The sequence below is a fragment of the Rhizobium nepotum 39/7 genome, from assembly GCF_000949865.1.
Lineage (GTDB): Bacteria > Pseudomonadota > Alphaproteobacteria > Rhizobiales > Rhizobiaceae > Agrobacterium > Agrobacterium nepotum.
In genome coordinates this window covers 105,492-132,006 of sequence record NZ_JWJH01000010.1, presented here as the reverse complement: position 1 = coordinate 132,006, position 26,515 = coordinate 105,492, and the positions used below count along the sequence as shown (strand labels likewise).

21 protein-coding genes are annotated in these 26,515 nt (G+C 59.0%); 14 read left to right on the top strand and 7 right to left on the bottom strand.

The window, feature by feature from the left end; translation table 11 throughout:
* Nucleotides 1-224 precede the first annotated feature (224 nt).
* Genes RS75_RS12455 through RS75_RS12445 form a run of 3 tightly spaced genes read right to left on the bottom strand, consistent with a single transcriptional unit; the run spans nucleotide 225 to nucleotide 5,454 of the window.
* A complete protein-coding gene (locus tag RS75_RS12455) occupies nucleotides 225-3,296 on the bottom strand; it encodes an efflux RND transporter permease subunit (RefSeq protein ID WP_045020841.1) in 3,072 nt (1,023 codons plus the stop codon).
* A complete protein-coding gene (locus RS75_RS12450; protein ID WP_045020840.1) occupies nucleotides 3,293-4,378 on the bottom strand; it encodes an efflux RND transporter periplasmic adaptor subunit in 1,086 nt (361 codons plus the stop codon). Before RS75_RS12450 ends, RS75_RS12455 begins: the two co-directional genes overlap by 4 nt.
* Nucleotides 4,378-5,454: an efflux RND transporter periplasmic adaptor subunit gene (locus RS75_RS12445; protein WP_045020839.1), complete on the bottom strand. Its 1,077-nt coding sequence runs from the start codon at nucleotides 5,452-5,454 to the stop codon at nucleotides 4,378-4,380. The genes RS75_RS12450 and RS75_RS12445 overlap by 1 nt, the downstream gene beginning before the upstream one ends.
* 309 nt (nucleotides 5,455-5,763) lie before the next feature.
* Between RS75_RS12445 and RS75_RS12440 the strand changes: the two genes are divergently transcribed.
* Entirely contained in the window at nucleotides 5,764-6,378 is a 615-nt protein-coding gene (locus RS75_RS12440) for a TetR/AcrR family transcriptional regulator (protein ID WP_045020837.1), read from the top strand.
* Between the two features lie 38 nt (nucleotides 6,379-6,416).
* Here the strand turns inward: RS75_RS12440 and RS75_RS26275 are convergent, their stop codons facing one another.
* Nucleotides 6,417-6,635, bottom strand: a complete 219-nt coding sequence (locus RS75_RS26275; protein ID WP_152643127.1) for a hypothetical protein — start codon at nucleotides 6,633-6,635, stop codon at nucleotides 6,417-6,419.
* Nucleotides 6,636-6,782: 147 nt separating this feature from the next.
* Between RS75_RS26275 and RS75_RS12435 the strand changes: the two genes are divergently transcribed.
* The 11 genes from RS75_RS12435 to RS75_RS12385 all read left to right on the top strand — a co-directional run bounded on the left by RS75_RS12435 (nucleotide 6,783) and on the right by RS75_RS12385 (nucleotide 19,475).
* Nucleotides 6,783-7,493, top strand: coding sequence for a GntR family transcriptional regulator (locus tag RS75_RS12435; RefSeq protein ID WP_045020835.1), 711 nt, complete (start codon nucleotides 6,783-6,785; stop codon nucleotides 7,491-7,493).
* 30 nt (nucleotides 7,494-7,523) lie between these two features.
* Complete coding sequence (locus RS75_RS12430) at nucleotides 7,524-8,639, top strand: ABC transporter ATP-binding protein (protein ID WP_045020833.1); 1,116 nt, start codon at nucleotides 7,524-7,526, stop codon at nucleotides 8,637-8,639.
* Complete coding sequence (locus RS75_RS12425) at nucleotides 8,636-9,565, top strand: ABC transporter permease (RefSeq protein ID WP_045020831.1); 930 nt, start codon at nucleotides 8,636-8,638, stop codon at nucleotides 9,563-9,565. The genes RS75_RS12430 and RS75_RS12425 overlap by 4 nt, the downstream gene beginning before the upstream one ends.
* Before the next feature lie 11 nt (nucleotides 9,566-9,576).
* Complete coding sequence (locus RS75_RS12420; protein ID WP_045020829.1) at nucleotides 9,577-10,458, top strand: carbohydrate ABC transporter permease; 882 nt, start codon at nucleotides 9,577-9,579, stop codon at nucleotides 10,456-10,458.
* Nucleotides 10,459-10,518: 60 nt separating this feature from the next.
* A complete protein-coding gene (locus RS75_RS12415; protein ID WP_045020827.1) occupies nucleotides 10,519-12,048 on the top strand; it encodes an extracellular solute-binding protein in 1,530 nt (509 codons plus the stop codon).
* A 71-nt stretch (nucleotides 12,049-12,119) separates the two neighbouring features.
* A complete protein-coding gene (locus RS75_RS12410) occupies nucleotides 12,120-14,450 on the top strand; it encodes an alginate lyase (protein ID WP_045020825.1) in 2,331 nt (776 codons plus the stop codon).
* A gap of 18 nt (nucleotides 14,451-14,468) precedes the next feature.
* Nucleotides 14,469-15,218, top strand: a complete 750-nt coding sequence (locus tag RS75_RS12405; protein ID WP_045020823.1) for an SDR family NAD(P)-dependent oxidoreductase — start codon at nucleotides 14,469-14,471, stop codon at nucleotides 15,216-15,218.
* A gap of 15 nt (nucleotides 15,219-15,233) precedes the next feature.
* Complete coding sequence (locus tag RS75_RS12400) at nucleotides 15,234-16,403, top strand: SGNH/GDSL hydrolase family protein (protein WP_045020821.1); 1,170 nt, start codon at nucleotides 15,234-15,236, stop codon at nucleotides 16,401-16,403.
* Nucleotides 16,400-17,434 carry a hydroxyacid dehydrogenase gene (locus RS75_RS12395; protein WP_045020819.1) on the top strand — a complete coding sequence of 345 codons (1,035 nt, stop codon included), beginning with the start codon at nucleotides 16,400-16,402 and terminating at the stop codon, nucleotides 17,432-17,434. Before RS75_RS12400 ends, RS75_RS12395 begins: the two co-directional genes overlap by 4 nt.
* Nucleotides 17,431-18,216: a sugar phosphate isomerase/epimerase family protein gene (locus tag RS75_RS12390; protein WP_045020817.1), complete on the top strand. Its 786-nt coding sequence runs from the start codon at nucleotides 17,431-17,433 to the stop codon at nucleotides 18,214-18,216. Before RS75_RS12395 ends, RS75_RS12390 begins: the two co-directional genes overlap by 4 nt.
* 11 nt (nucleotides 18,217-18,227) lie before the next feature.
* The gene (locus tag RS75_RS12385; protein ID WP_045020816.1) at nucleotides 18,228-19,475 is read left to right on the top strand and encodes a glucarate dehydratase family protein; all 1,248 of its coding nucleotides are present in this window, start codon (nucleotides 18,228-18,230) and stop codon (nucleotides 19,473-19,475) included.
* Between the two features lie 165 nt (nucleotides 19,476-19,640).
* Here the strand turns inward: RS75_RS12385 and RS75_RS12380 are convergent, their stop codons facing one another.
* Entirely contained in the window at nucleotides 19,641-20,234 is a 594-nt protein-coding gene (locus RS75_RS12380; protein ID WP_045020814.1) for a TetR/AcrR family transcriptional regulator, read from the bottom strand.
* A 119-nt stretch (nucleotides 20,235-20,353) separates the two neighbouring features.
* On the opposite strand from RS75_RS12380, the gene RS75_RS12375 reads away from it, so the two are divergent.
* Nucleotides 20,354-21,580, top strand: a complete 1,227-nt coding sequence (locus RS75_RS12375; protein WP_045020812.1) for an MFS transporter — start codon at nucleotides 20,354-20,356, stop codon at nucleotides 21,578-21,580.
* A 134-nt stretch (nucleotides 21,581-21,714) separates the two neighbouring features.
* Here the strand turns inward: RS75_RS12375 and RS75_RS12370 are convergent, their stop codons facing one another.
* Together RS75_RS12370 and RS75_RS12365 are read right to left on the bottom strand one after the other, a co-directional pair.
* Nucleotides 21,715-23,187: a mannitol dehydrogenase family protein gene (locus RS75_RS12370; RefSeq protein ID WP_045020810.1), complete on the bottom strand. Its 1,473-nt coding sequence runs from the start codon at nucleotides 23,185-23,187 to the stop codon at nucleotides 21,715-21,717.
* Nucleotides 23,188-23,298: 111 nt separating this feature from the next.
* Nucleotides 23,299-24,048, bottom strand: a complete 750-nt coding sequence (locus RS75_RS12365) for a GntR family transcriptional regulator (RefSeq protein ID WP_045020808.1) — start codon at nucleotides 24,046-24,048, stop codon at nucleotides 23,299-23,301.
* Nucleotides 24,049-24,308: 260 nt separating this feature from the next.
* On the opposite strand from RS75_RS12365, the gene RS75_RS12360 reads away from it, so the two are divergent.
* Entirely contained in the window at nucleotides 24,309-26,345 is a 2,037-nt protein-coding gene (locus tag RS75_RS12360) for a DUF4034 domain-containing protein (RefSeq protein WP_045020806.1), read from the top strand.
* The last annotated feature ends 170 nt before the right edge of the window (nucleotides 26,346-26,515 follow it).

Here is a 26,515-nt window from a genome sequence, read left to right as displayed (position 1 = left end):
TTTCAACCTCCTACACCCTTGATCGCCCACAACATGGGAACAGACGCCCGTCTGTAGAAGGGCAGCGCCGCTCCCGCAGCTAAGCCGATCTTCCTAACACCATCCGGACCGGAGGAACAACGATGGCGGCCATTTTTAGGGAATTTAGGCGAGAGGGCGACCTTGCCGCCCCTGCACGGACACACCCTCGCGATCACGAGGGTGTGTCCGTTTGTCGTCGGATATCACGCCTTGATTTCCTGTTCTTCCGGCTGGTCATCCTCACGCGGAATGCGGAACCACGCGACGTAGAGCGCCGGAAGGAAAAGCAGCGTGAGCGCCGTGCCGACCACAATGCCGCCCATCATCGCATAGGCCATCGGGCCCCAGAAAATCTCCCGCGATATGGGGATGAGGGCCAGCGTCGCCGCCGCCGCCGTCAGCATGATCGGCCGCATGCGGTGCTCGGTCGCCTCGATGACCGCGCGCCAGGCCGAAACCCCCTCGTTTCTCAGATGTTCGATCTGGACGACGAGAATGACCGAGTTGCGGATCAGGATGCCTATCAACGCAAGTACGCCGAGAATGGCGACGAAGCCCATCGGTGCATTGGAAAGCAGCAGCGCCACCACCACGCCGATCAATGCCGTGGGCGCCACGGCGAAGACCAGAAACAGCCGGCTGAAGCTTTGCAGCTGGAGCATCAGGATTGTCGCCATCGCAAACAGCATCAAGGGCACCACAGCGACGATTGGCGCTTGCGAATCCGCGCTGGATTCCACTGAGCCGCCTGTCTCCAGCTTGTAACCCACGGGGAGCGCCTTTGCGAAAGCCTCAAGTTTCGGTTTCAACTGCTCCACGATTGTCGCCGGCTGTGTCGGACCGATGATGGCAGCCTTGACGGTGACTGTCGGGATCCTGTCGCGACGCCAGATGGTCGGCTGCTCCAGCTCGTAGCGGAAATTGGCGATTGCCGACAGCGGCACGGCCTTGCCGTTCGTCGCCGGCAATTGCAGGTTCTGCAATGTCTCGATGGAGCCGCGTTCCGCCAACTGCGCACGCGCCACCACATTGACGAGGTAAATGCCATCCTTGACCTGCGTCACGGTGGAACCCTCGACAATGCTGTTCATGGTATTGGCAATGTCTTCCGACGAGACGCCGAGCTGCCGGGCCTTGTCCTGCAACACATCCACCTTGACCACGCGCGTCGGCTCGTTCCAGTCCATGACCATGTTGGAAAGAAGCTTATGCTCGCCGACGACGCCCGCCAGCTGCTGGCCTAGTTCGCGAACATGCTGGATATCCGGACCGCTCAAGCGGTATTGCACCGGTTTGCCGACCGGAGGGCCGATATCGAGCAATTTCACAAAGGCGTCGGTGCCGGTGAATGTCCGGTTCAGATAATCCTGCAACTCAGCGCGGACCTTGTCGCGCACATCAAGCCCCTTGGTGACGATGATCGTCTGACCGAAGGTGACATCCGGCGTCTGCACATCGAAGGAGAGGATGAAACGCGGTGCGCCTTCGCCGACATAGGTTGTCCAGTGGTCGATATCCGGGTTCTTCGCTAGCGCTTCCTGCTCGAACTGCGCCATCTGCCGGTTGGTTTCGGCAATCGAACTGTTCTGCGGCAGGTTCCAGTCGACGATAAGCTCCACGCGGTCCGACGAAGGAAAGAACTGTTGCTGCACGAGGCTCATGCCGCCGACGGAAAGGCCGAACAGCGCAATGGTGAGGATGATCGTCACCCAGCGCCAGCGCAGGGCACGGCCCAGAAGCCAGGAAAAGCCGGAGGCAAATCGACCCTTCTTCCCGTGGTGCGATTTCATCGTCTTCGGCAATATCGTCACGCCGAGCAGCGGCGTGAACAGGACCGCGACGATCCACGAGACGATCAGCGAAACGGCGATCACCACGAAGAGGGTGAACGTGAATTCGCCCGCCGCGCTGTTGTTGAGGCCGACAGGAATGAAGCCGGCGACGGTGACCAGCGTGCCGGTCAGCATCGGAAAAGCGGTGGAGGTATAAACATAGGTCGCCGCTTTTCTGAGATCGTCTCCGACCTCGAGCCGCGCGACCATCATCTCGACGGCAATCATCGCATCGTCGACGAGAAGTCCGAGCGCGATGATGAGGGCGCCCAGAGAGATTCGTTGCAGCGAAATTCCGGTATATTCCATGTAGACGAAAGTGATCGCCAGCACGAGCGGGATGGACACGGCAACGACCATGCCCGCCCGCAATCCGAGGCTGATGAAGCTGATGACGAGAACGATGGCGATCGCCTCGAACAGGGCCGAGGTGAAGCCGGAAACCGCCTCATCCACCACGGCCGGCTGATCGGATACCCGGTGCACATCGACGCCAACAGGCAAGTCCGTCACGATACGCTTCATCTGTGCGTCCAGCGCCTCGCCGAAATGCACGAGGTTGGCACCGGTCTTCATGCCGATGGCAAGGCCGATGGCCGGTTGCCCGTTAAAGCGGAAAAGCGAAGACGGCGGATCGGCGTAGCCGCGCCTGATCGTTGCCACCTCCGTCAGCGGGAAGAACCGGTTGTTGACGCGCAAGTTGATGGCCCGCAGGCTGTCTTCCGTGGTGAACTGGCCGCTGACGCGCAGCGCGACACGCTCGGGACCGGCGTTAACAAAACCGGACTGGGTAACGGCATTCTGGGATTGCAGCGTCTTGATGATCGACTGCTGATCAATGCCGAGCGCCGCGATCTGCCGCGTGGAAAACTCCAGATAGATCGCTTCGTCCTGCGCGCCGATGACATCGACCTTGCCGATATTGTCGACGGTCAGAACCTTCGCGCGCGCATCTTCCACCAGATCGCGCAATTGCCGCTGGCTGAGACCATCGCTAGTGAAGGCGTAGATGTTGCCGTACACATCACCGAAACGGTCGTTGAAGAACGGACCCACGACGCCCGAGGGGAAATCACCCTTGATGTCGCCGATCATGTTGCGCACCCGCACCCAAGTCGGCTCAACGTTCCTCGCCTTGGTTTCAGGCACGAGTTCCACGAAAATCGTCGTCCGGCCGGCCACCGTCTGGCTGCGCAGATGGTCGAGATTGTCGAGTTCTTCGAGCTTCTTTTCGATCCGGTCGGTCACCTGCCGGGCCACTTCCTCCGCCGAGGCGCCGGGCCATTGCGCGCTGATCACCATGGTCTTGATGGTGAAATTCGGGTCTTCCTCACGTCCGAGGTTGAGATAGGAGAAAACGCCGGCGAGAACGAAGACCAGCATGAAGTACCAGACGAGCGAACGGTGCTCGAGCGCCCAGTCGGAGAGGTTGAATTTCTTCACTGATGGACCTCCTGATCGATCCTGATGGCTTGTCCATCCGTAAACTTGTGAACGCCGGCGCTGGCGACGCGTTCGCCGGGCTTGAGGCCGCCGGTGACGCGCGCATTGCCGCCTTCAGCGGGTTCGCCCTCCACCGTGACCGGCCGGTAGGTGACCGTCGCGGTATCGGTATTGACGATCCAGACGCCCCATCCACCATCCTTGTGCAGCAGCGCCGACGACGGGAGCATGATCCGCGGGTCGGATGCGGTAAGCACCGAAGCCGTGACGACGGATCCGAGCCGGAATGTCGGCGGCGCGTCCTGCAGGCTGATTTTCGTGCGGCGCGTCCGTGTCGCGGTTTCGGCTTCCGGAGCAATCTCGCGCACCACGCCGGTGGTGCGTATTTTCGGATCGAGCTGCAAGGCGATCTCGAAGGTCGATCCGATCTCAAGCCGCTGTGCCGCAAATTGCGGAACGTCGACCACCACATCGCGCACTTCCGGGCGGGCGATGGTCACGACCGTCTGGCCGGCCGAGACGACCTGACCGATTTCGCCCGACGTCGCGGTTACCACGCCATCGAATTCCGCATGCAGCTGCGTATAACCCAGCTGCTCTTCAGCCTTGTCCAAATTTGCGCGGGCTTTGGCGACGGCGGCATTGGCGGTTCGCGAGGCCTGTTCGGCCTCTTCCAATGCAGCTTCCGTGCCGCTGCGGGCTTCCGCCAGCACACGCTGACGCTGCTCGGTCGTCACCGCATTCGCCAATTGCGCTTCGGCATTGGAAAGATCGGATTGCGCACTCTTCACTGAAAGTTCGAGCGCGAGCGGATCGATCGACGCTACGACGTCGCCTTTCTTGACCAGATCCGCCACGTCGACATTGCGGGCGATGATCCGGCCGAGAATACGAAAGCCGAGGTCGGTCTGAATTCTCGATTCCACCGTGCCGGTCAGCCGCAATACATCGGCCGACTTCTCCTCCACGACGATGGAGAGGACCGGGCGCGGCGCCTCAGCGGGGGCTTCCTGCTTTTCCTGGCAGGACGAGACCGCGATCGCTGGGAGCAGCAAAAACAAGCTTCTGTTTATCTTGAACATTATTGTGCCTGCCCCTTTTCATAGGCGACCTTTTCACCCTTGCGGAGAAATTTGGTCCCGCTGGTCACCACGAGGTCGCCGGGAAGAAGCCCTTCCGCGACAACAAATTGACCCGTCTCGTAATCGGCAACCCCGATCCGGCGCATCGCGATTTCCGAGGATTGCGGATCGATTACCCAGACGGCGGGAAGACCGTTCTGAGACGTCATCGCTGACCAGGGAAGCTCGATCGCATCGACCTGCTGGAAGCGGAAATGGCCTGAAACGGGCGCTCCGAGCGGCATCGTCAGATCGCCATTCAGGCCGACCTTGACCCTGATCGTTCCATTGTCCGGATCGATCGTCGGGGAAATCTCCCGCACCGGCGCCTCCACGCTGCGGGCGGGATCGGACAGGAGGCTGACATTGACGAGATTATCGATGTCGCGCTCGAGGAACAGGGATTCGTAGACATCGAAAACCGCATCGCGCGGACCGTCATGCGCCAACGTGAAGACGAGCTGGGCGGCCTGCGCCACCTGGCCGACTTCGACATTGCGCGCCGTGATCACGCCGTCAGCATCGGCCTTGAGCTCGGTGTAGGACAGCGCATCGCGCGCCGTGTCCAGCTGCGCCTGCGCCGATCTCACCGCCCCTTGCGTGGTGAGCAGGGTTTCCTGCGCCTTGTCGACCGCAGAGCGCGAGGTTACCTGCGTCTTGAAAAGACTTTGCTGGCGGTCAAACGCCAGCTTCGCCTGCGTCATCTGCGCTTCAGCGGATTGCAGATTGGCCAAGGCGACATCGATATCCGCCTTCTGCTCCTCCGGATCGATGCGGGCGAGCAATTGCCCGGTCTTTACCGCCGCGCCGACATCCACCAGCCGCTCGGTGATCTTGCCGCTCACACGGAAAGACAGGTCCGTCTGAACCCGCGCCCTTACTTCGCCTGTGATGACGCTGCCGCGACCGACCGGCTTTTTCGCCGCCGTGACCACCTCGACGATGCGCAGTGGTTTTTCAGCCGGTGGTTCTTCATTGCTGCAGGACGACAAAGCGAAAATGCTGCCAATCGCCACTGCTAAAAGAATGCTTTTCATGGTGACCTCTTGATCTTCGCCCCATCCTATAATATTTGACTGACTGAATAGTCAATGAAATTCTTATGCCACCGATTGGAACCTGCATGGACGTCAAATCGGGCTTCCCGCATGATCATTCCGACAGTGTCCGATGATCCCTTTCGGATGCATCGGGAGTGCGCCGACATATTGACTGAACCACGCACTGCGTCTTGCAAAAATCGATTCCGGTTTTTGTGCCGGTGCAATAGGCAAGCTGCCTATCATTTCCGCCGATCGAGACGGACAGAAGGGCACGCGCCGAAAAAATAAGCAAGGATCCGGGTTATGGCGAAAGCAAAACTGTCACGTGCAGAACAGAAGATACAACGTCCATTGGAAATTCTCGACGCCGCATTCGAGGAATTCACCAAAAGGGGATTTACGGCGACGCGGGTCGAGGACATCGCGGGACGGGTGGGGGTCACGAAAGGTACGGTCTACGTTTATTTCGAAACCAAGGAAGCCCTTTTCGAGGCGATGATCGAGCATGTCTCTGTACCGTTTCAAGAGGCGTTTCGGGCCTATGCCCGCACGTCCGACGACCCCGTCGAAGAGCTTCGCCTGCTGCTCGAATTTCTGTTCGACGCCTTCGTCGACAATAGAAGAATGCGGGAGCTTTTCCGTTTCGTTGTCGCGGAGGGCGCAAAGTTCCCCGATCTCATCGACCGGCATCACGACGCCTTGATGGCGCCGGTGCTGGAGCGCATTCACACGATCCTTGAGGAGGGCGTGGCCAAGAAAAGGTTCCGGGCCAACCCCCCCGAACTCGCCAAGGTCGTCATGTCGCCCATGATCGGGACATTGGTCTTCCGGCTGATTTTCAACGACCGACGCAGCTTGGACAGGCAGGCCGTCCTGAAGATTCACCTCGAATTGATCCTGCGCGGGCTACAGGCGTAATTAGTGCCCTCTTGCCAAACAAGAGGAGCGGAGGTCCCTCACGGACCGGGAACCCTCCGTTTCTCCAGCCCTTTGCCAAATTTCAACAACGAAACCGTCTGCGCGAATTTTTCAAAGAAGACGTCACGGACGCCGCTCTCAATATAAATTCGGCTGGCGCGAGATTGGTGGAGAGCGCGGGTGCCCGGTACCAAGCCGCATTTTTCCGGCTGCATGTCGCAGGCCAACGTGGCTCGGCGCAGATTCTTTTCAATCACCGACCTTGACTCCCCTAAATCCAACAGATATGTCAAAACACTATCTGATATCTCAGTTTGGTAATTGATATGTCTAGCCCCATCGAATTCCCATCGTTGCCGCTGTCTGAACTCGTAACGTCGCGAGATTTGCCGACCGATGGAAACATGACCAACCGGATTCATGCCCTGCTGCGCAAGCTGATTGTCGAGGTAAAGCTGCTTCCCGGGCGGGCGCTGTCGGAAAAAGAGATCGCGGCATTGCTGCATGTCAGCAAGACACCGGTGCGCGAGGCGATCATTCGCCTTTCCGAAGAGGGTTTTGTGACCGTAGTGCCGCAAGGCGGCACCTATATCTCGCCGATCGACGTACAGCGTTACATGGAAGCCTGCTTTATCCGGTTCAAGCTGGAAGAAGGCGCTGTCATCGAGGCGACCAAGCGGCATTCGCTGGAAGACATCGCCCGTCTGAAAACCTGCATTTCCCAGCAGCGCATCGCCGCCGAGGACGAGGAGTTCACTAACTTCTTCCTGCTGGACGAGGAATTCCACCGCACCATATTTGCGGCTGCACGCCTTCCCGGCGCATGGAGCGTCGTTAACCAGGCGAAAGGTGAAATGGACCGGATGCGCCACCTGAAGCGCGTTTTTGCGGTCCGCCGCACCGAAAAGGTGATCGAGGAACACGAAGCGATCGTGGATGCCATCGAGTCGGGCAATGTCGAGGCGGCACGCGAAGCCGTCCAGCGCCATCTCGGATCACTCGAAACCAAAATCGCAGAACTCTCCAAGAACCCGAAGATCTGGACCTTCATCGAGCAGGTCAACACGCGTGTCACGAGGAAGCGCGTTTCACGGGGGGCGAAGACGCCTGACTGAACATTCAAGGCTTTTGAGGAGGGGCCTTTCATGTCTGCAGTTCAAATCAACGATGTCGTCAAGCGTTACGGCGCTTTCGAAGTCGTCCACGGTATCAATCTTTCCATACAGCCGCAGGAATTCGTTGTCCTTGTCGGTCCTTCGGGATGCGGAAAATCCACCACGCTGCGTATGCTCGCTGGGCTGGAAGACATTTCAGACGGCACGGTTTCGATGGACGGTCGGGTGGTCAACAAAATTGCCCCCAAAGACCGCGATGTCGCAATGGTGTTCCAGAACTACGCGCTTTACCCGCATCTGAGCGTGGCCGATAACATCGCCTTCGGCCTGCGCGTCAGGGGAGAGAAGCGAGCCGTCATCGACAAGGCCGTTGCGGAAGCTGCACAGATCCTCGGACTCACCGAATATCTGGCCCGCAAGCCGGCTGATCTTTCCGGCGGCCAGCGTCAGCGCGTCGCCATGGGCCGTGCCATCGTGCGCAGACCAAAAATCTTCCTGTTTGATGAACCGCTCTCGAACCTCGACGCCAAGCTGCGCACCCACATGCGCGCCGAGATAAAGCTATTGCACAAGCGGATGCATGCCACCAGCATCTATGTCACCCATGATCAGGTCGAGGCGATGACGCTGGCCGACCGCATCGTCATCATGAATGGCGGCCATATCGAGCAGGTCGGCTCACCGATGGAGGTTTTCCTCGAACCGGCCAACATATTTGTCGCAAGCTTCATCGGCTCGCCGCCGATGAACCTTCTGGACGGGACCATCGAAAAGCGGGATGGCGTTGTGAAGGTCGCGCTTACAGGCGGCTCCGGCCAGCGCTTCAGCATTCCCGAAGCCTTCGCGAAAAATGCGACGGAGGGGCAATCGGTCAAACTTGGCCTGCGGCCGGAAATCATGTCGGTGGAAGCTGACGACGGCCGTGAAATTTTAAATTGCAGCATTGACCTCGTGGAGCCCTTGGGCGCCGAGGCGCTGCTGCACGGCAAGGCCGATGGCCAGCCATTTATCGCCAAGGCCGAAACGCTCTATGGCGATCATGCCCTCAACGGCATTAGCCGGCTCAGTATCGATACTACACGCATCCATGTCTTCGACGCGGCGACCGGCAGGTCGCTGAAAACCAAAGGCGACATGCGACCATGAAACAGAGTTTTCAGGAACGCTTTCACGATCTTCAGGAAGATCTGCGCAGGGACTGGCAACTCTACCTGCTGCTTGCGCCGATGATTATCTGGTTTGCGGTTTTCCTCTATAAACCCATGTACGGGCTGGTCATCGCATTCCAGGATTTCTCGATTTTTCGCGGCATCGAAAAAAGCCCATGGGTCGGTTTTGCGAATTTCGTTGAACTCTTCCACAATGACATGTTCGTGCGCTCCTTCTGGAACACCATCAAAATCAGTGGCCTTGGTCTGATCTTCGCCTTTCCGGTCCCCATTATTCTGGCCCTGATGTTCAACGAAGTTCAAAGTGGCGTTGCCCGCCGCTGGGCTCAGACGATCGTTTACCTGCCGCACTTCATTTCGGTGGTGATCGTCGCCGGCATCGTCATCAACTTCCTGTCGCCATCGATCGGCATCGTCAATCTCCTGCTGAAAGGCCTTGGATTCGAGCCGATCTACTTCCTGACCCAGCCGGAATGGTTCCGCCCTATTTATATCGGCTCGTCGGTCTGGAAGGAGGCAGGCTTCGAATCCATCGTCTATCTCGCCGCCATCGCCGGCGTGAGCCCGACGCTTTATGAATCCGCCCGGGTGGACGGGGCATCGCGCTGGCAGATGATGTGGCGGATTACCCTGCCCTGCATCCTGCCGACAATCGTGATCATGCTGATCATCCGCATCGGTAATCTGGTCGAGGTCGGGTTCGAATACATCATTCTGCTCTACCGCCCATCCACCTATGAGACGGCGGACGTCGTTTCCACCTTTATCTACCGCACCGGTCTCCAGGGCACCCAATACGATCTCGCGACGGCCGCCGGACTATTCAATGCGGTCATCGCTTTCGTCCTTGTCTATTCGGCAAATCGCATCAGCCGAAAAGTCTCGTCGACATCGCTTTGGTGAGGAGCTGAAAGATGGCAAACTTCAATCTGTATTCTCGCGGCGACAGAATTTTTGGCTGGGCAAATGCCATTCTTCTGGGCCTGTTCGTCCTGTCGACGCTTTATCCCTTCCTCTATGTGCTGTCGGTCTCGCTGTCTTCGGGTGCCGCCGTCACGGCTGGCCGCGTCACGTTCTGGCCGGTCGATGTCACGCTTGCCGCTTACGACAGGGTATTGTCCGACAGGATGTTCTGGGTCGCCTATGGCAACACGTTCATCTACACCTTCGGCGGCACGCTGATGAGCCTGCTGATCATGATCCCCGGCGCCTACGCACTTTCGCGCAGACGCCTGCGCGGCCGCACTTTCTTCAACATCGCCATCGCCTTCACGCTGTGGTTCAACGCCGGCATGATCCCCTTCTTTCTGAACATGCGCGATCTTGGACTTCTCGACAGCCGCTTGGGCATCATTCTTGGGTTCGCGGCAAACGCCTTCAACGTCATTCTGCTGCGCAATTTCTTCGAGGCCGTTCCGAAGTCCTTTGAAGAGGCCGCCAAGATGGATGGTGCCAGCGAATTGCAGCTACTGTGGAAGGTGTTCATTCCGCTTTCCAAACCGGCAATCGTCACCGTTGCGCTGTTCTGCATCGTTTCGCGCTGGAACGGTTATTTCTGGGCCATGGTGTTGCTACGTGGCGAGGAAAAGATCCCGCTTCAGGTCTATCTGAAGCGCGTGATCGTCGATCTGAACTCGAACGACGAATTCGCCTCGAGCCTGCTCACTGCCCACTATTCGTTCGAGACGGTGACATCAGCGATCATGATCGCTTCCATCATTCCCGTCCTCATCATTTACCCCTACGCGCAGAAGTATTTCACCAAAGGAATTCTGCTGGGCGGAGTGAAAGAGTAGCAGCACAAGGGAGGAGAACCTGTGAGAGCACTACGAAAAGGCGCGCCCCTACTGGCGTTGATGACAGCCGCGACCCTGGCCTTGCCGGCATCGGCACAGGATTCAGGCAAGATTTCAAAGGATCCGCTGGAGCTTACGATCCATTTCCACTTCCGCGACAAATACGTCTATTCGGAAAAATGGCCGGTGGAGCAGAAGGCTGCGGAAATCACCAACATCCACGTCCGCAATGTGGCGTCGCTGGCGACCACCAGCAGCCGCGATGCCTTCAATCTTCTGATCGCCTCGGGCAACCTTCCCGATATCGTCGGCGGCGATGCCACCGGCGGGCTTAAGGAGGACTTCATTCGTTACGGGCTGGAGGGCGCGTTCATTCCACTCGATGACCTGATCGAGGAAAACGCCCCCAACCTCAAGGCATTCTTCGACAGCCATAAGGATATTCGCAATGCCATCTCCGGACCGGACGGCAAGCTTTATTTCATTCCCTATGTGCCGGACGGCAAGTTCTCACGCGGCTGGTTCATCCGTCAGGATTGGCTCGACAAGCTTGGCCTGAAGCAGCCTGAAACACCGGAAGAGGTCTACGAGGTTCTGAAAGCCTTCCGCGACAAGGACCCGAACGGCAACGGCCTCAAGGATGAAGTTCCTTATTTTGCCCGCGAGGAAATCGATGCCGTCCGCCTCATCAACCTGTGGGATGCGCGCGTGTCCGGATCCGAGCGGTATGGTGACTTTGCCGTTTATGACGGACAGCTGCGTCATCCCTGGGCGGAAGAAAACTACAAGACCGGCATTTCCAATGTGGCCAAGTGGTACAAGGAAGGTCTGATCGACAAGGAGATTTTCACCCGCGGCGCCCGTTCGCGCGAATATCTTCTGGGCAACAATCTCGGCGGCATGACGCATGACTGGTTCGCCAGCACTTCGACCTACAACGACGCCCTGACACCGAAGATCGACGGTTTCGCACTGAAGCCGATGCTCCCGCCAAGGACGGTTTCGGGCCAACGGTTCGAGGATTCCCGCCGGCTACGTGTCCAGCCCGTTGGCTGGGCCATTTCGGCAACCAACGAACACCCGGTCGAAACCATCAAATATTTCGATTTCTGGTTCTCGCAACAGGGACGCATCCTGTCGAATTTCGGCGTCGAAGGCCTGACCTACGAGATGGTCGACGGCAAGCCGCAGTTCAAGAAGGAAATCCTCGACAACAAGGATCCGGTGAATGCCCAGCTTTGGGCGGTCGGTGCGGCGATCCCGCGTGGATACTGGATGGACTACGAATATGAACGCCAGTGGACGAACAAGATCGCGCTTGAAGGCATCGATATGTACGACAAGTGCAATTGCCTCAAGGACGAGTTCATGGGTGTTTCCCTGAACGCCGAGGAAAAGGCGACCTTCGACCGCTACTGGCCAAGCATCCTCACCTACATGACCGAGATGCAGCAGACTTGGGTGCTGGGCGCCCAGGACGTTGATACCGGCTGGGATGCCTACAAGAAGCGCCTGACCGCGCTCGGTTACGACGAGGTCCTCAAGATCATGCAATCGGCCTACGACCGTCAGTACAAGGCCGCGCAATAAACCCTTCGACCGTGATGGCGGCTTCGCCGCCGCCATCCTTTCCCTTCTGCTTTCATAGGAGTTAGAGCGCAATGCGTCCCTCTGCCCCGGCCATATCCAGACAAGCTCTTCTCGATGAACCCCGGCCGGGTTCGTTGACCATTGGCTACGAGCCGAGCGAAGAAGCGTTACCGACGGAAAACCCTCCGCGTTTTTCATGGCTACCCGATATCGATGACGGCGCGCGTTACGTGCTGCGCATTTCCACCGATCCCGGCTTTGCAGACAAAAAGACGCTCGTCTTTGAAGATCTCGCTTGGAATTTCTTCACGCCGGACGAAGCTCTGCCGGAAGGCCGTTATCACTGGTGTTATGCGCTGTGGGACCAGAAGTCCGGAACACCGGATTCCAACTGGAGTACCGTGCGTAGTTTCGAGATCGGCGCTTCGCTGTCGAAAACACCGCTGCCCGGCAGGCAGGCCCGTCATGCAGCCGCCCATGCCAGCCATCCGCGGCTCTGGCTCAATCCAGAACAATTGAGCTCCTTCTCCCAGGCCGTGGCAAAGGACCCCAACCATTGCGGGTGGTCCGAATTCTACGAAAAATCGGCAAAACCCTGGCTGGAGCGGCCGGTGATGCCGGAGCCACAGCCCTATCCCAACAATATGCGCGTCGCGTCGCTCTGGCGGCAGATGTATATCGACTGCCAGGAAGTGATCTATGCGATCCGGCACCTGGCTATTGCCGGCCGCGTGCTCGGACGCGACGATCTGCTGGATGCATCCCGTAAGTGGCTGCTGGCAGTCGCCGGCTGGGATCCGAAAGGCGCGACTTCCCGGGCCTATAATGACGAGGCAGGGTTCCGTGTCGTCGTAGCACTCGCCTGGGGTTATGACTGGCTATACGACCATCTGAGCGAGGACGAGCGCGAGACCGTGCGGTCGGTTCTTCTTGAGCGGACGCGGGAGGTTGCCGACCATGTCATTGCGCATGCCCGCATCCACGTGTTTCCCTATGACAGTCATGCCGTACGTTCGCTTTCGGCAGTCCTGACACCGGCCTGTATCGCGCTTCAGGGCGAAAGCGACGAGGCAGGCGAATGGCTGGATTACACCGTTGAATTCCTTGCCACCCTCTATTCTCCCTGGGCTGGAACCGACGGCGGCTGGGCGGAAGGGCCGCATTACTGGATGACCGGCATGGCCTATCTCATAGAGGCAGCCAATCTGATCCGCTCCTATATCGGTTACGATCTCTATCAGCGGCCATTTTTCCAGAACACGGGACGCTTCCCGCTTTATACCAAGGCGCCGGGAACCCGCCGCGCCAACTTTGGTGACGACTCCACGCTTGGCGATCTTCCCGGCCTGAAACTGGGCTACAATGTGCGTCAGTTCGCCGGTGTTACGGGCAACGGCCACTATCAATGGTATTTCGATCGCATCAAGGCCGATGCGACTGGCACGGAAATGGCCTTCTACAATTACGGCTGGTGGGACCTGAACTTCGACGATCTCGTCTATCGTCACGATTATCAGCAGGTAGAAGCCGTCTCGCCTGCCGACCTGCCGGCGCTCGCCGTTTTCGATGATATCGGTTGGGCGACCATCCAGAAACATATGGAAGACCCGGAACGGCATCTGCAATTCGTCTTCAAATCCAGCCCTTACGGTTCGCTGAGCCACAGCCATGGCGACCAGAATGCCTTTGTCCTCTATGCCTATGGCGAGGATCTGGCGATCCAGTCCGGTTATTACGTGGCGTTCAATTCGCAGATGCATCTGAACTGGCGACGTCAGACACGTTCGAAAAACGCCGTCCTGATCGGCGGCAAGGGCCAATATGCGGAAAAGGACAAGGCGCTCGCGCGCCGTGCCGCCGGCCGCATCGTCTCGGTTGAGAAAAAGCCCGGACATGTCCGGATTGTCGGGGATGCAACGGCTGCCTATCGGGTCGCGAACCCGCTGGTTCAGAAAGCACAGCGCGAAATTCACTTCGTCAACGACAGCTATTTCGTGATTGTCGACGAGGTGGAATGCTCCGAACCCCAGGAGCTGCAATGGCTTTGCCACACGACCGGGGCACCGCAGACCGGCAGGTCGAGCTTTCGCTACAATGGCGAAAAGGCGGGCTTTTACGGCCAGTTTGTCTTCTCGTCAGCCGGCACACCGCAAATTGCGGCCGTCGAAGGTTTTCCCGACATCGATCCCAAGGAGTTCGAGGGTCTCGATATCCACCATCACGTCTGCGCCACGGTTCCGGCGGCCACCCGGCATCGGCTGGTCACCCTTCTGGTGCCTTACAGCCTGAAGGAGCCGAAACGCATCTTCAGCTTCATCGATGACCAGGGGTTTTCGACCGACATCTATTTCAGCGACGTCGACGACGAGCGTTTCAAGCTCTCCCTTCCCAAGCAATTCTAACCATACGAGGTTCTTCAAATGCAGCGTTTTACCAACAGGACCGTTGTTGTCGCCGGCGCCGGCCGGGATATCGGCCGGGCATGCGCCATTCGTTTTGCGCAGGAAGGCGCCAATGTCGTTCTCACCTATAATGGTGCGGCCGAGGGTGCGGCCACGGCCGTTGCCGAAATCGAAAAGCTTGGCCGCCAGGCTCTGGCGATCAAGGCGGATCTGACAAATGCAAGCGAAGTCGAAGCTGCGATTTCTGCCGCCGTGGACAAATTCGGCGAGATCCATGGCCTCGTCCATGTGGCCGGTGGCCTTATCGCCCGCAAGACAATCGCGGATATGAACGAAGCCTTCTGGCATCAGGTCCTCGACGTCAACCTGACGTCACTCTTCCTGACAGCCAAGTCCGCACTGCCGAAAATGGCGAAGAATGGCGCGATCGTCACCTTCTCGTCGCAGGCGGGCCGTGACGGCGGCGGTCCGGGCGCGCTCGCCTATGCCACCTCCAAAGGTGCCGTGATGACTTTCACCCGCGGACTTGCCAAGGAAGTCGGCCCGAATATTCGCGTGAATGCCGTCTGCCCCGGCATGATCTCGACAACCTTCCACGACACCTTCACCAAACCCGAAGTGCGTGAAAGGGTAGCAGGCGCCACATCGCTGAAGCGGGAAGGTTCGAGTGAAGACGTTGCGGGTCTGGTGGCTTTCCTTGCGTCCGACGATGCCGCTTATATCACCGGCGCCTGCTACGACATCAATGGCGGCGTCCTGTTCTCCTGATATCCGGTAAAAACCATGTCCGTATCGTTACCAAGGGCGAGCCGGATTGCCGTTCTCGGCACTTCGCTCGTCCAGCAGAACCATATTGGCGACGCGGCCTCGCTTGCCACATCGGCACGCGGCTGGATGAGCTGGGCCGAGGTATTGTCGCATGGCAAGCTTTGCTGCCCTGTCCACCATGATCCATCCGCACCACCCGGCTGGGAACCGAGCAATCGGCCGGGTGTCAGCCGGTTCTTTTCCGGCCTCAATTTCGGGGTTTCCGGCCAGAAGGCAATCGAGATTGAACGACGGCTGCCGCGACTGCTGCAATCGGCTTTCGATCTGATCATCGTCGATGCCGGCACCAACGACATGATGGTGGAAACACGCCAGACGATTGCGGATACACGAGCGCGGATTGTTTCGGCTTTGCTCGACGCGGGCAAGACCGTCATCCTGCTCCCGATCCTTGCCCGTGGCATTGGGAAATGGCCGGCTGGCGGTGCGGAGCGGGCAAAGGCGCATTGGATCAACCGGCAGAGCATCGAATTTGCCGCAGATCACGCCAATTGCCATGTCTTCGACTGGAACTCGGCTTGGGTCGATCCCGCAAGTGAAATCGGCGAGCCCTATCCCGGCTATTCCGACGACGGCACCCATTTTGCGGTGACCGGCGCCTTTGCCGTCGGAAAGCTGCTTGCGACCTATCTGGAGACGATCGTGCCGCGCGCGCCGGCCCGTATCCTGGCGAGAGACGATCGTTTTGACCCGGTGAACAATCCGGCAGGCAATCTGGCATCGGATTTTTCAGCCCTGACAGTCACGGAAACGAGTGAGCAGAGCCACCGTCTCGGCGGGCGGCTTGTCCACCCGGGCACAGGCTTCTGGGTGGAGGCCATATGCGATGTAGAGGTGCCGGCACATAGGGACGTGCTCGGAATATCGCTCCGTCTGAAAGATGCTGCAGCCGAAGGGCAGGAGGCAGTTGCACTTGCGCCTTTCCGTTCGGAAGACGGCAGATTTTTTCCTTTCCCTGCCACCCAATGGCGCGGAGCGCTCAGAACCCCTCCCCTGAAACTCAGGTTAGGTGAAGCCCCTCCCGAACTTTTTCTCGATGTGATCCTGCGGCCCGGTTCTCGACCGATCGAAATCGACGTCACCCGCATAGAGGTTCGCCCTGTTTCAAGTCCGGTACGCCCATGAGACAATCTCAAGTCAAGCCACGGCTGTTGATTGCAATGCGGAACGAGCTTCCCGAAGGTTTCTTCGGTTCGCGCGAATGGGCACGGTTGAATGTCGTAACCGACATCATACCGGGTTTCCCCTATACGGATTTCGACACGGAAGCGGGTGCAGAAGCGTTGGCCGCGGCGGATATTCTGTTCGCCGCCTGGGGCACGCCATCCCTGACACGCGAGCGCCTCGTCCGTGCACCAAAGCTCAGGATGGTGGCCTATGCCGCGTCCTCGGTGCGCACGGTTGCCCCCGCCGAATTCTGGGAAACATCCGATATTCTTGTCACCACGGCGGCATCGGCCATGGCCGTGCCGGTTGCCGAGTTTACCTATGCGGCAATCATCATGTGCGGCAAGGATGTGTTTCGTCTGAGAGACGAGCATCGGGCAGAGCGCGGCACCGGCGGTTTTGGCAGCAGACGTGGCATGAGCCTGCCCTATCTCGGCAATCATTCCCGCAAAGTCGGCATCGTCGGCGCGTCACGGATTGGTCGGCTTGTCATGGAGATGCTGACGCGCGGAAAATTCGAGATCGCCGCCTACGACCCTTTTCTTTCGGTGGAAGACGCGGCCGCACTTGGTGCTACGAAAATGGAGCTCGACGAGCTTCTCGCCTGGTCCGATGTGGTCTCCCTGCACGCGCCGATCCTGCCTGAAACCCGCCACATGATTGGTGCCCGCGAACTGGCGCTGATGGCTGATCATGCGATCTTCATCAATACGGCACGCGGCTGGCTGGTCGATCATGACGCATTGCTGGCGGAAGCGCTTTCGGGGCGGCTGCGTATTCTGATCGATACGCCGGAACCGGAACCCCTGCCGACGGATAGCCCATTCTACGATTTGCCCAATGTCGTGCTCACCCCCCATATTGCCGGGGCGCTGGGCAATGAATTGCGGGCGCTTTCCGATTTGGCCATTACCGAGATCGAACGTTTCGTCGCGGGGCTTGCCCCGCTTCATCCGGTTCAGAAGCGGGATATGGAGCGTATGGCATGAGCGCTTTCGATTATTGTTTTTCAACGCTTGGCTGCTCCGAACTCAATCTGCACGAGACGAGCGATCTGGCGCAACGACATGGTATCGCGAGTGTGGAACTGCGCGCACTATCCGGTACGGTCGATCTGATCCCGGCGCTCTCTGCCGAGTTTGGCACCCCTGCGGAGTTTGCAGCCTTCCTCGCCGAACGATATCTCAGTGTTGCCGCCCTCAACACGTCCATTCGGCTCTTCGGCAGCACCGACCTTTCCGTCATCGAGCCCTTTATTGCCTGGGCGGAAGCTGCTGACATTTCCTATCTGCGTATCTTCGACGGTGGCAGCCGGTTAAGGCCGGACGAGATGACATGCGCGGCGGAACTGCTGGATGACTGGCAGGCGCTGCGACAATCACGCGGGCTGAATGTCGACCTGATGATCGAGACCCACGATGCGCTGGCGGATTTCGAGCAGCTTCTCGCCTTCATTGACCGGGTGCCGACAGCAAAGATCTTGTGGGACACCCACCATACCTGGGCCAAAGGCTCCGATCTCAAAACCCTTTGGCGTCACGTCGCGAAAAACGTCGTCCATCTGCACGTCAAGGACAGCACAATGAGCAGCAATGGGCAACGGCGCTACGTATTGCCCGGCCACGGCGATTTTCCCATTACAGATCTGCTTTCGCTTTTACAGTCGGGCGAACGACACATCCCCCTCAGTCTGGAATGGGAGCGCCATTGGCATCCCGAACTGCCACCGCTGGAAGATGCGCTGAAGGCAGCGCGCAACTGGTGGCGATAAGGAGCTTTTTGATGCGCATAGCCGAAATTCATCTTACACCGGTCGCCATTCCCGACAGGCCGCTGCTGAACTGTAAAGGTGTGCATCAGCCCCATGCGCTGCGCACTGTCATCGAAGTCGTGTGCGACGATGGTACGGTTGGCCTCGGGGAAAGTTACGGAAGCATCAAGGCGCTGGATGGGCTGCGACGCGCCGCTCCTGCGCTTATCGGGCTGGATCCGTTCCATATTCACGAGCTGAAATCGCGCGTTATCACCGCACTGCCCGGCAGCGGCGGCATCAATGCCAAATCAGCTGTGGCTGACCACAAGCTAACAGACGTCGTCGCCTCGGCCTTCGAGGTCCCCTGCCTCGACATCCAGGGCAAACTGCTGCGGCGGCCGGTTGCGGACCTGCTTGGCGGTGCGGTTCGTACCAGCGTTCCCTTCAGCGCCTACCTGTTTTTCAAGTTCGCGGCCCATGTCGGCGAGGCTCCGGATGAATGGGGAGAGGTTCTCACACCTGAGCAAATGGTTGGCGAAGCCCGCAGGATGGTCGACACATACGGCTTCCAATCGCTGAAGCTCAAGGGCGGCGTGCTGCATCCCGATCTCGAGATCGAGACGATGCTGAAGCTCCGGGAAGCCTTCCCCCATCATCCTCTACGGATCGACCCCAACGGCGGCTGGACCGTGGAGACCGCCATTTACATTGCCCGCAAGCTTGAAAATGTTCTGGAATATCTCGAAGATCCCGTCATCGGCATGGACCAGATGGCGCAAGTCGCAGCCGCGACTTCGATCCCGCTCGCCACGAACATGATCGTCCTGGAGTTCGATCAGATAGCCGAAGCCTTCCGCAAAAAGGCGGTGCAGATCGTCCTGTCCGATCACCACTATTGGGGAGGACTGCGTGCTTCAACTCATCTTGGGAAGATCTGCGAGACCTTGGGGCTTTGCGTCTCCATGCATTCCAATTCCCATCTCGGTATCACGCTTGCAGCAATGATCCATGTCGCCGCGGCAACACCGAACCTGAACTTCGATTGCGACACCCATTACCCGTGGACCGGCGTCGACGTGATCGAGGGTGCTCCATTCGCTTTCCAAGGTGGCCGCCTGAATGTTCCCGAAGGACCGGGACTTGGCGTTACGCTCAATCGGCAGAAGCTCGCGGAACTTGCGGCGCTCTATGAGCAGACCGCAATGAAAGAGCGAGATGACACAGCCTACATGAAGCTCTTCGACCCGGCCTATGAAAGACGTGTGCCGCGCTGGTAACGAAAACCGCTTATCCGGACGGCAGTACGGTGGACAACGGACAGACTATCTGCGATCAGGAACATGACCTTCTTGGCCTTTGCTCGTGTGGGCGTGCCGTAAACGGTCCAGATGACATGCCTGGTTTCGAAAACGACCGAAACTTCACCCCCGGTGATACGCAGGTCAGTCTTTCCTGATTCGCAATCCGTCCAGAAAAGCCCGGAAACTTTCGACGGCCCGTTTCGAGATCGTTTCCGGATCGTCGGAATTTGCGATCCACTGGGCTGCGCTGCTGCTCGCCGCATTGATGAAACGGGCACAGGCTTCCGGGTCGATATTGCCGATCGTCCCTTCTTGCTTGAGCGCGTCGAGACTTCGCGCGACAGCCGAAATGCAGCCATTGGCGTTTGGCCAGCGGGAGGGGTCGCCGAGCACGGCCGGTCCGTCGCGGAACATGATACGCTGGATTTCCGGTTCCAGTGCCATGCGGACATATCCGACATTCTCCGCGACAAAACCTTCCCACCGCGTCGCAGCCCCTGACGAAATGTCACAGAGCCTTTTCGTCATCTCCGCGTCGATTTCACCCACAACCGCCAGCAGCAGGCCTTTTTTGTCGCCAAAGTGATGATAAAGCGCGCCACGGGTCAGCCCCGCCTCGGCGGTGAAGTCGTCCATCGACGCTTCGGCATAACCGACGCTGCCAAATGCCTTGCGGCCGGCGGCCAAGAGCTTCGCCCGCGTCTCGGCAATCATTTCACTGCGAGGTTTGCGCATTTTTTCCTCATTTAACATACGTGGCGTATATTAGTTGACATACGCGCCGTATGCAATTATCTAATTTGCATACGCCACGTATGTGTGTGGTGGATACCCCCTAAACAAGGTGCATCCCGATGTCCAATCCATATAGAGAAATTTTCCGGGCTCCAGGCGCCAAAGGCTTTTCCGCCGCTGGCTTCTTCGCCCGCCTTCCCATTGCGATGGCCCCGATCGGCATCGTCGCCATGCTTTCCCAGGCCTATGGCGAGTATTGGCTTGCCGGCGCCGTCTCGGCAACCTTCGCGCTGACCAATGCCGCCGTTGCGCCGCAGATTTCCCGTCTGGTGGATCGCAGGGGCCAGAGCAGTGTCCTCATTCCGGCAACCATCATCTCGGTCATCGCTTTTGCCGTCCTGATTATCGCCACACATCAGAGGTGGCCTGCCTGGACACTGTTCCTTTCCGCGTTCCTTGCCGCCGCCATGCCGAGCATTCCCGCCATGATGCGGGCTCGCTGGACGGAAATCTTCCGTGATCGGCCCGAACTGAACACGGCGTTTGCCTTTGAATCCGCCGCTGACGAACTTGTCTATATCGCCGGAGCCTCGCTTTCCGTCGGTCTTGCCGTGTCGCTCTTTCCAGAAGCCGGCATGATGATCAGCACCGCCTTCCTCGCGCTCGGCACCTTTGCCTTTCTCCTGCAGCGCTCGACCGAACCCAAGGTGCGCCCTGTTGAAAGCGGAAGCCGGCAGCATTCGGCGATCCGGCAGCGTCCGGTCCAGATCATCACACTCGCCCTGATCTTCGTCGGCTCGACCTTCGCCACCGCCGAGGTGAGCGCTGTTGCCATCACGAAACAGCTCGGCCAGCCGGAAGCCGCCAGCCTCGTCATCGGCGTCTATGCCATCGGTTCGTTCGTCGTCGGCCTGCTTCTGGGGGCGATCAACCCCAAAATGCCGCTGCAACGTCAATTGCTGATCGCCGTCAGTGTTCTTGCGCTGACCGCCCTGCCGCTTCTTTTTGCGAGCACGACAGTTGCCCTGCTGGCTTTCGCCGTCTTCGTCAGCGGTGTTGCGATCTCTCCCATCTTCATCACCGCATTTGGCCTGATCGAGCGCCGCGTGCCGGAATCGATGCTGACGGAAGGTGTGACCTGGGTGATGACCGGCATCGGTATCGGCATGGCGCTTGGCGCTTTTGTCTCCGGCTGGGTGGTCGACAATTTTGGCCCGGGCAACGGTTTCTGGGTATCGGTTGCTGCCAGCCTGTCCACAGTCGTCATCATTGCCCTCGGTCAACGCAGCCTCTCGGGAGAGAGTAGCCGCTCTGGCGCAACGTCCGTGGCGCAGCCAGCCGAGTAAAGCCGCACGAAATAGCCCCAAGGACAGGATGGAAAAGTGTGTGCTGCTTTACCATCCCGTCACGGCGCTGGCCGCCACATGTGCTCAAGGTGATCGGGTCCGGTTCCCGGACCCGCACCATATTTCCTTCGAACTCATCCCTCCGAAAGATGCCGATCGATGGCACGAAGCGCACCGTGTTGAACGATGTCGCGATAAGCGACCCGAAGCGCCGTGACGAACGTCTCATCATCCTGCCATTCAGGACCGAAGACGCGCCGGAACGACAAAAACCGGTCGATTACCGCGTCCGCATCCTCATCGTCGTGAATGGGCGAACCCCATTCCGCAAAGGCGGGATCGGCCATGACGACTGGCTCTCCACGCTCGTTCAGCACCGCGCAGGAACGTATCCATATGGCGACGGCAAAAAGGGTGGTCGCATTCGGCGCGCCTGCGGCACGCAGTTCCGCAAGCGGCGCGAGAATGCGTTGCGGCACTTTCTGCGAGGCGTCCGAGGCGATCTGGACAGCGCGGTGGCGAAGCGCGGGGTTGGCGAAGCGCTGGCGCAGACCGGCAACATAGTCCGGACCGCTGACGGCGGCGTTCAATGTCTCGCCGACCTCCCTCCAGTAACGGTCGATGTAACCGCGCACACGCGGATCGGCATAGATATCGGCGATCGTCTCAAGCCCACTGCATTGGCCGATCGCGGCCATGGCGGTGTGAGCGCCGTTCAGCATCCTGAGCTTCATATGCTCATAGGGCTCGACATCTTCAACGAGTTCGGCACCCGACAGCTCGATGCCGGGGCGACCATGTGGAAAGCGATCCTCGATCACCCAGCGGAAGTAAGGTTCCGCAATCACCGGCCAGGCATCCTCGCATTCGAGACGCGCCGCCACACGCTCCCGGTCGGCGGCGGTTGTGGCAGGTACGATGCGATCCACCATGACGCAGGGGCAGGAGAGGTTTTCCGCGATAAACGCTGCGAGATCCTTATCGGTCAGACCAGCCATCTCCACCAGAAGCCGGTGCAGGATACGGCCGTTGGACGGAAGATTGTCGCAGGAAAGCAAAGTCAGCGGCACCGCACCGCCGGCCCGTCTCCGCCTTGTCGCTTCCAGCAGAAAACCGAGCGCGGAGCGCGGCTTTTGCGGATGTGCGAGATCATGCACCACATCGGGATGATCAAGAAGAAGCGCGCCCGCCGACAAATCGGCGAGATAGCCTTTTTCCGTCACCGTCAAAGTGACGATCCGCACGCGGGGATCGGCCATGGCTTGCAACAACCGTTCCGGATCTTCCGGGGCGACGATGGTCTCGAGTATGGAGCCGATGATCCGCAGCTTCTCGTTTTCGCCGTCACGCAGGCAGAAGGTATAGAGATTGTCCTGCGGCGTAATCGCGTCGCGGGTGTCGGGGCTGCGCAGCGAGGCAGCCACAATGCCCCAGCCGGTTTCGCCGCGCGCCAGGCAATCGTCTATGAACACTGCCTGATGGGCGCGGTGAAACGCGCCAACGCCGAGATGCACGATGCCCGGTGTTACCGCCTTGCGGTCATAGGCGGGCAAAAGAACGTCTTGCGGCAAATGCGGCAGCGCAAGGGGTGAGAGACGGTTTGTCATGGTCGTTTATCCCGCGTTTTAGCCGATTGCAGACCGCCAGACGTCCAGCACGCGCCGATAACGAGCGCTGACTTGTGTTTCAGTTCCATTCCGCCTCCTCCACGTCCACTATCAAATGGACAAATGCTTGCGTTGCTCTTCAGGCAGCTGTTCGTAAATCACGAAAACCATATCGAGATGCGTCACCAGCGCTTTTTCCGCGCCGTCAGCATCACCCCGGTCGAGAGCGTCCACGATGGCCAGATGCTCTTCGATCACGGCGGGCAGCCGGTCCGGCTTCGCCCAATAGCGATGAAAGCGCGACAGGGTCACCTTGGCGGCGAGGATCGCCTGCCAGACGCCCTCCCGGCCGGAAAACGTGCCGAGCAACCGGTGAAACGCCTCGTCGACATGGAAGAAACCGGATGCGTCGTTGGCTGCAATCACCCTTTCCTGTTCGGCGATCACGTCTCGCATCGTCCGGCTCATCTCTTTCGTCCATTTCGGCGCGACCTCGCGCAGCAGAGCCACTTCGAGCGAACGGCGGATAAAATGGCTGTCCTGAATTTCACCAAGCCTGATCGGCGCGACGAAGCTGCCGAGTTGCGGATAGACGTCCACCAGCCCCTCCTCCGACAGGCGCTGGATCGCTGCACGTACCGGCGTGCGCGAAACGGAAAACTGACGGCAGATCGAATTTTCGCTGATCGGCGCACCGGGCGCCAGCCGGACCTCCACGATCGCCTGACGCAGCGCCGCATGAACCTGATCGGCAACGGAGCCATAGCGATTGACCACAAGCTCCACGCTTTCGATGCCAGGGCCAGCAGCATCTTGATGCCCGCCGTGCCCGGCAAATTCGCCATTGGTGTTTTTCGTCATGAACGTTCCCGGCTTGTATACAAGTATACTAGTGTCTCTGACGGCATACGCAAGCCGGCAGTTGGGAGAAAGAGCGATCAAGGGATCAGCCCTTCAGGGACAAGGCTCAATCGTTGCCCGCGAAGGCCCCGCTCCGGGCGGCAACGCCCTGCTGGCCTCTGAGTCCGCAGCGGATTGAATATTGCCGAACGGCATGTCAATCCTAACGCCCTGATAATCCCTGACAGCCGTCGTCCGCCATATTCGTTGAGGAGCCGTCCATGCAGATCGATACAAACTCCCCTCTCCTGCCGCTGGACGGTCCGCAATGGGAGCGGTTCCGCCAGCGGGAAGAGCTGCGAAAGGCGATGCTTGACCGGCGTTTCGATGAAGTCGAGCGCCTGTTGGCAGCGCTTGAGGCGGCTTGGTGGCAGCCCGTCGATCTGGCGGATGACCACTACACCTATCTGGCGACCGATGCCGGGGTGTTCGACTTCGCCAGTGTCGATGCGGCCTTCAGGCTGGAGCTGCTGCATGAATGGAGCCGGACTTATCCGGCCTCCTACCATGCAAGACAAATCACTGGTCAATATTATTTTCGCCGGGCCTGCGACATCCGGACGGCAGCCTGGGCAGCCGACGTGGGAAGCGACCAATGGCTTGCCGCCCACATGGCCTGCGCAACCGCAGCCGAACATCTGCTGGAAGCGATGGCCCTTTCCGGACGGCCGGCTCTCGCTGCCGAAACCATGATGGAGATGAGCCAATATCTGGGTCAACCCAACTTTGTCGATGCACTGTTTCGTGGCTCGCGCATCGAGAAAACCATGCAGCGCGACGAGTTCGAACCGGATCTTTATGACGCGGCCTGCGCCCAGCTTGCCAGACACGGAATAAAGCCACCCGGCATTATAACCGCGACACTCCCCGCCTCTCTTCCGCCCCTGCAACAGGGAGACGCCGAAAATCCGGGCTATTACTGGCTGCGCTATTGCCTTTCGCTCAAGCCCCGATGGGCCGATATCCTGGCCACCTATGCCCAATATTTGAGCCCGAGATGGGGTGGTGACGAAGGAGAGGTCGAAAAATTCGCCAAAGGCCCGTTATGTTCCGCGCTCACCGAGCAGGAACGCAACTCCGTCCGCTGGCCCGGTGTGCATGACGCCTTGACCATTCCCGATTATCCGGAGCCCGGCGATACGCGCGAAATCGCCGCGCGCGAGAAGATCTTCAAGAAGTGGCTGGCGCGGGATTTACCTGATCGCCTGCGTTTCATTTCCCTCGGGAAATACGCCAATTTTACCCACTATTCTCTCAAGGACGATGAACTGGCGCACCAGCGTCACGTCGAATCCGTCCGTTATTGCAGGGCACCGGGCACCTATCCGGCCATTGATGGTCCGTTCCGGGACTTCACCAATCTAATGCTGATCAAGCATCTTGAAGATCACGAGGGCGCCTTCGCAAACGTGTTGCAAACCGCTGTCCGCCGCTTTGATGAGCCGACCATGCTGACCATAGCTGCATTTGCCTGGCAGTTCGGCATGTGGGGCATCAACGCGGACCCGGCCCTTGCCACGCGATTGATCGACCGCGCAGCACAGCTCGAACCGTTCTACGAGCCCGACGAATTTACTCCGATGCACGCTTGCCGGATGATTTGGGATGGCGGATTTCAGAAAGAGTCGACTTATCTCACCCGCGCATTCGCCGAGAGACGCGTCTATTCCGCAGCCGCAAGCATGTATGACATTACAAGGGGTTTCCGGCCTGACACCGAGCCGCAATTGCTTGACAGTGGCGAAGCCGATCACTGGCTTGAGCGCGCGGTTGAGGAAGGCGAGCCGGTTGCGCTCTATAATTATGCCTGGCGGCTGGAAAATGTCGATAATCTCGATCTGTCGGTCAGGGCGAATTTCGAACGGGTTCAGGAATATTACCGCGGGGGCCTTGAAGGCGGCGTAGATATGTCTGTCATCCGGCTTGCAAGCGTCGACCGCAGGCACGGAACCGAAGAGGAAAAGCAGCAGGCCGTCGCCTACATGAAATCCCTTGTTGCCCACCATGACGACCACATTGCCGGAGAAGCTTATGGTGAGGTCATTCTGGCATATAAATACGGCGACGGGGTTCCCAAGAGCGAGTTCATCGCCATGCAATGGTTCGACCGTTACAAGGAACTCTTCCCCGACCATTCGACATTGGACTGGATGGAAACGCAGGTTTATGGATCGACCGGATGGCAAATGGCCGGGCGGGCGTTGAGAGCCTTCATCCTCGGCAAGAAGCTTTCAAGCGAACATCTCCCGCCGAAATAAGCGACATCATGGCCAGTCCCATCCAGTCACCGCGTGAAGGCAGATGGCGAGCTTTAGTCTGGCTCGCCTTTGGCGACATGTTTTTGCTCGCCTGCGGCTCTGCGCTGGTCCTGTCGCCTCTTTTGCTTGTGCTGCTGGTGCCTTCGCGGCTTCTACTGGTGCTTTTTGCC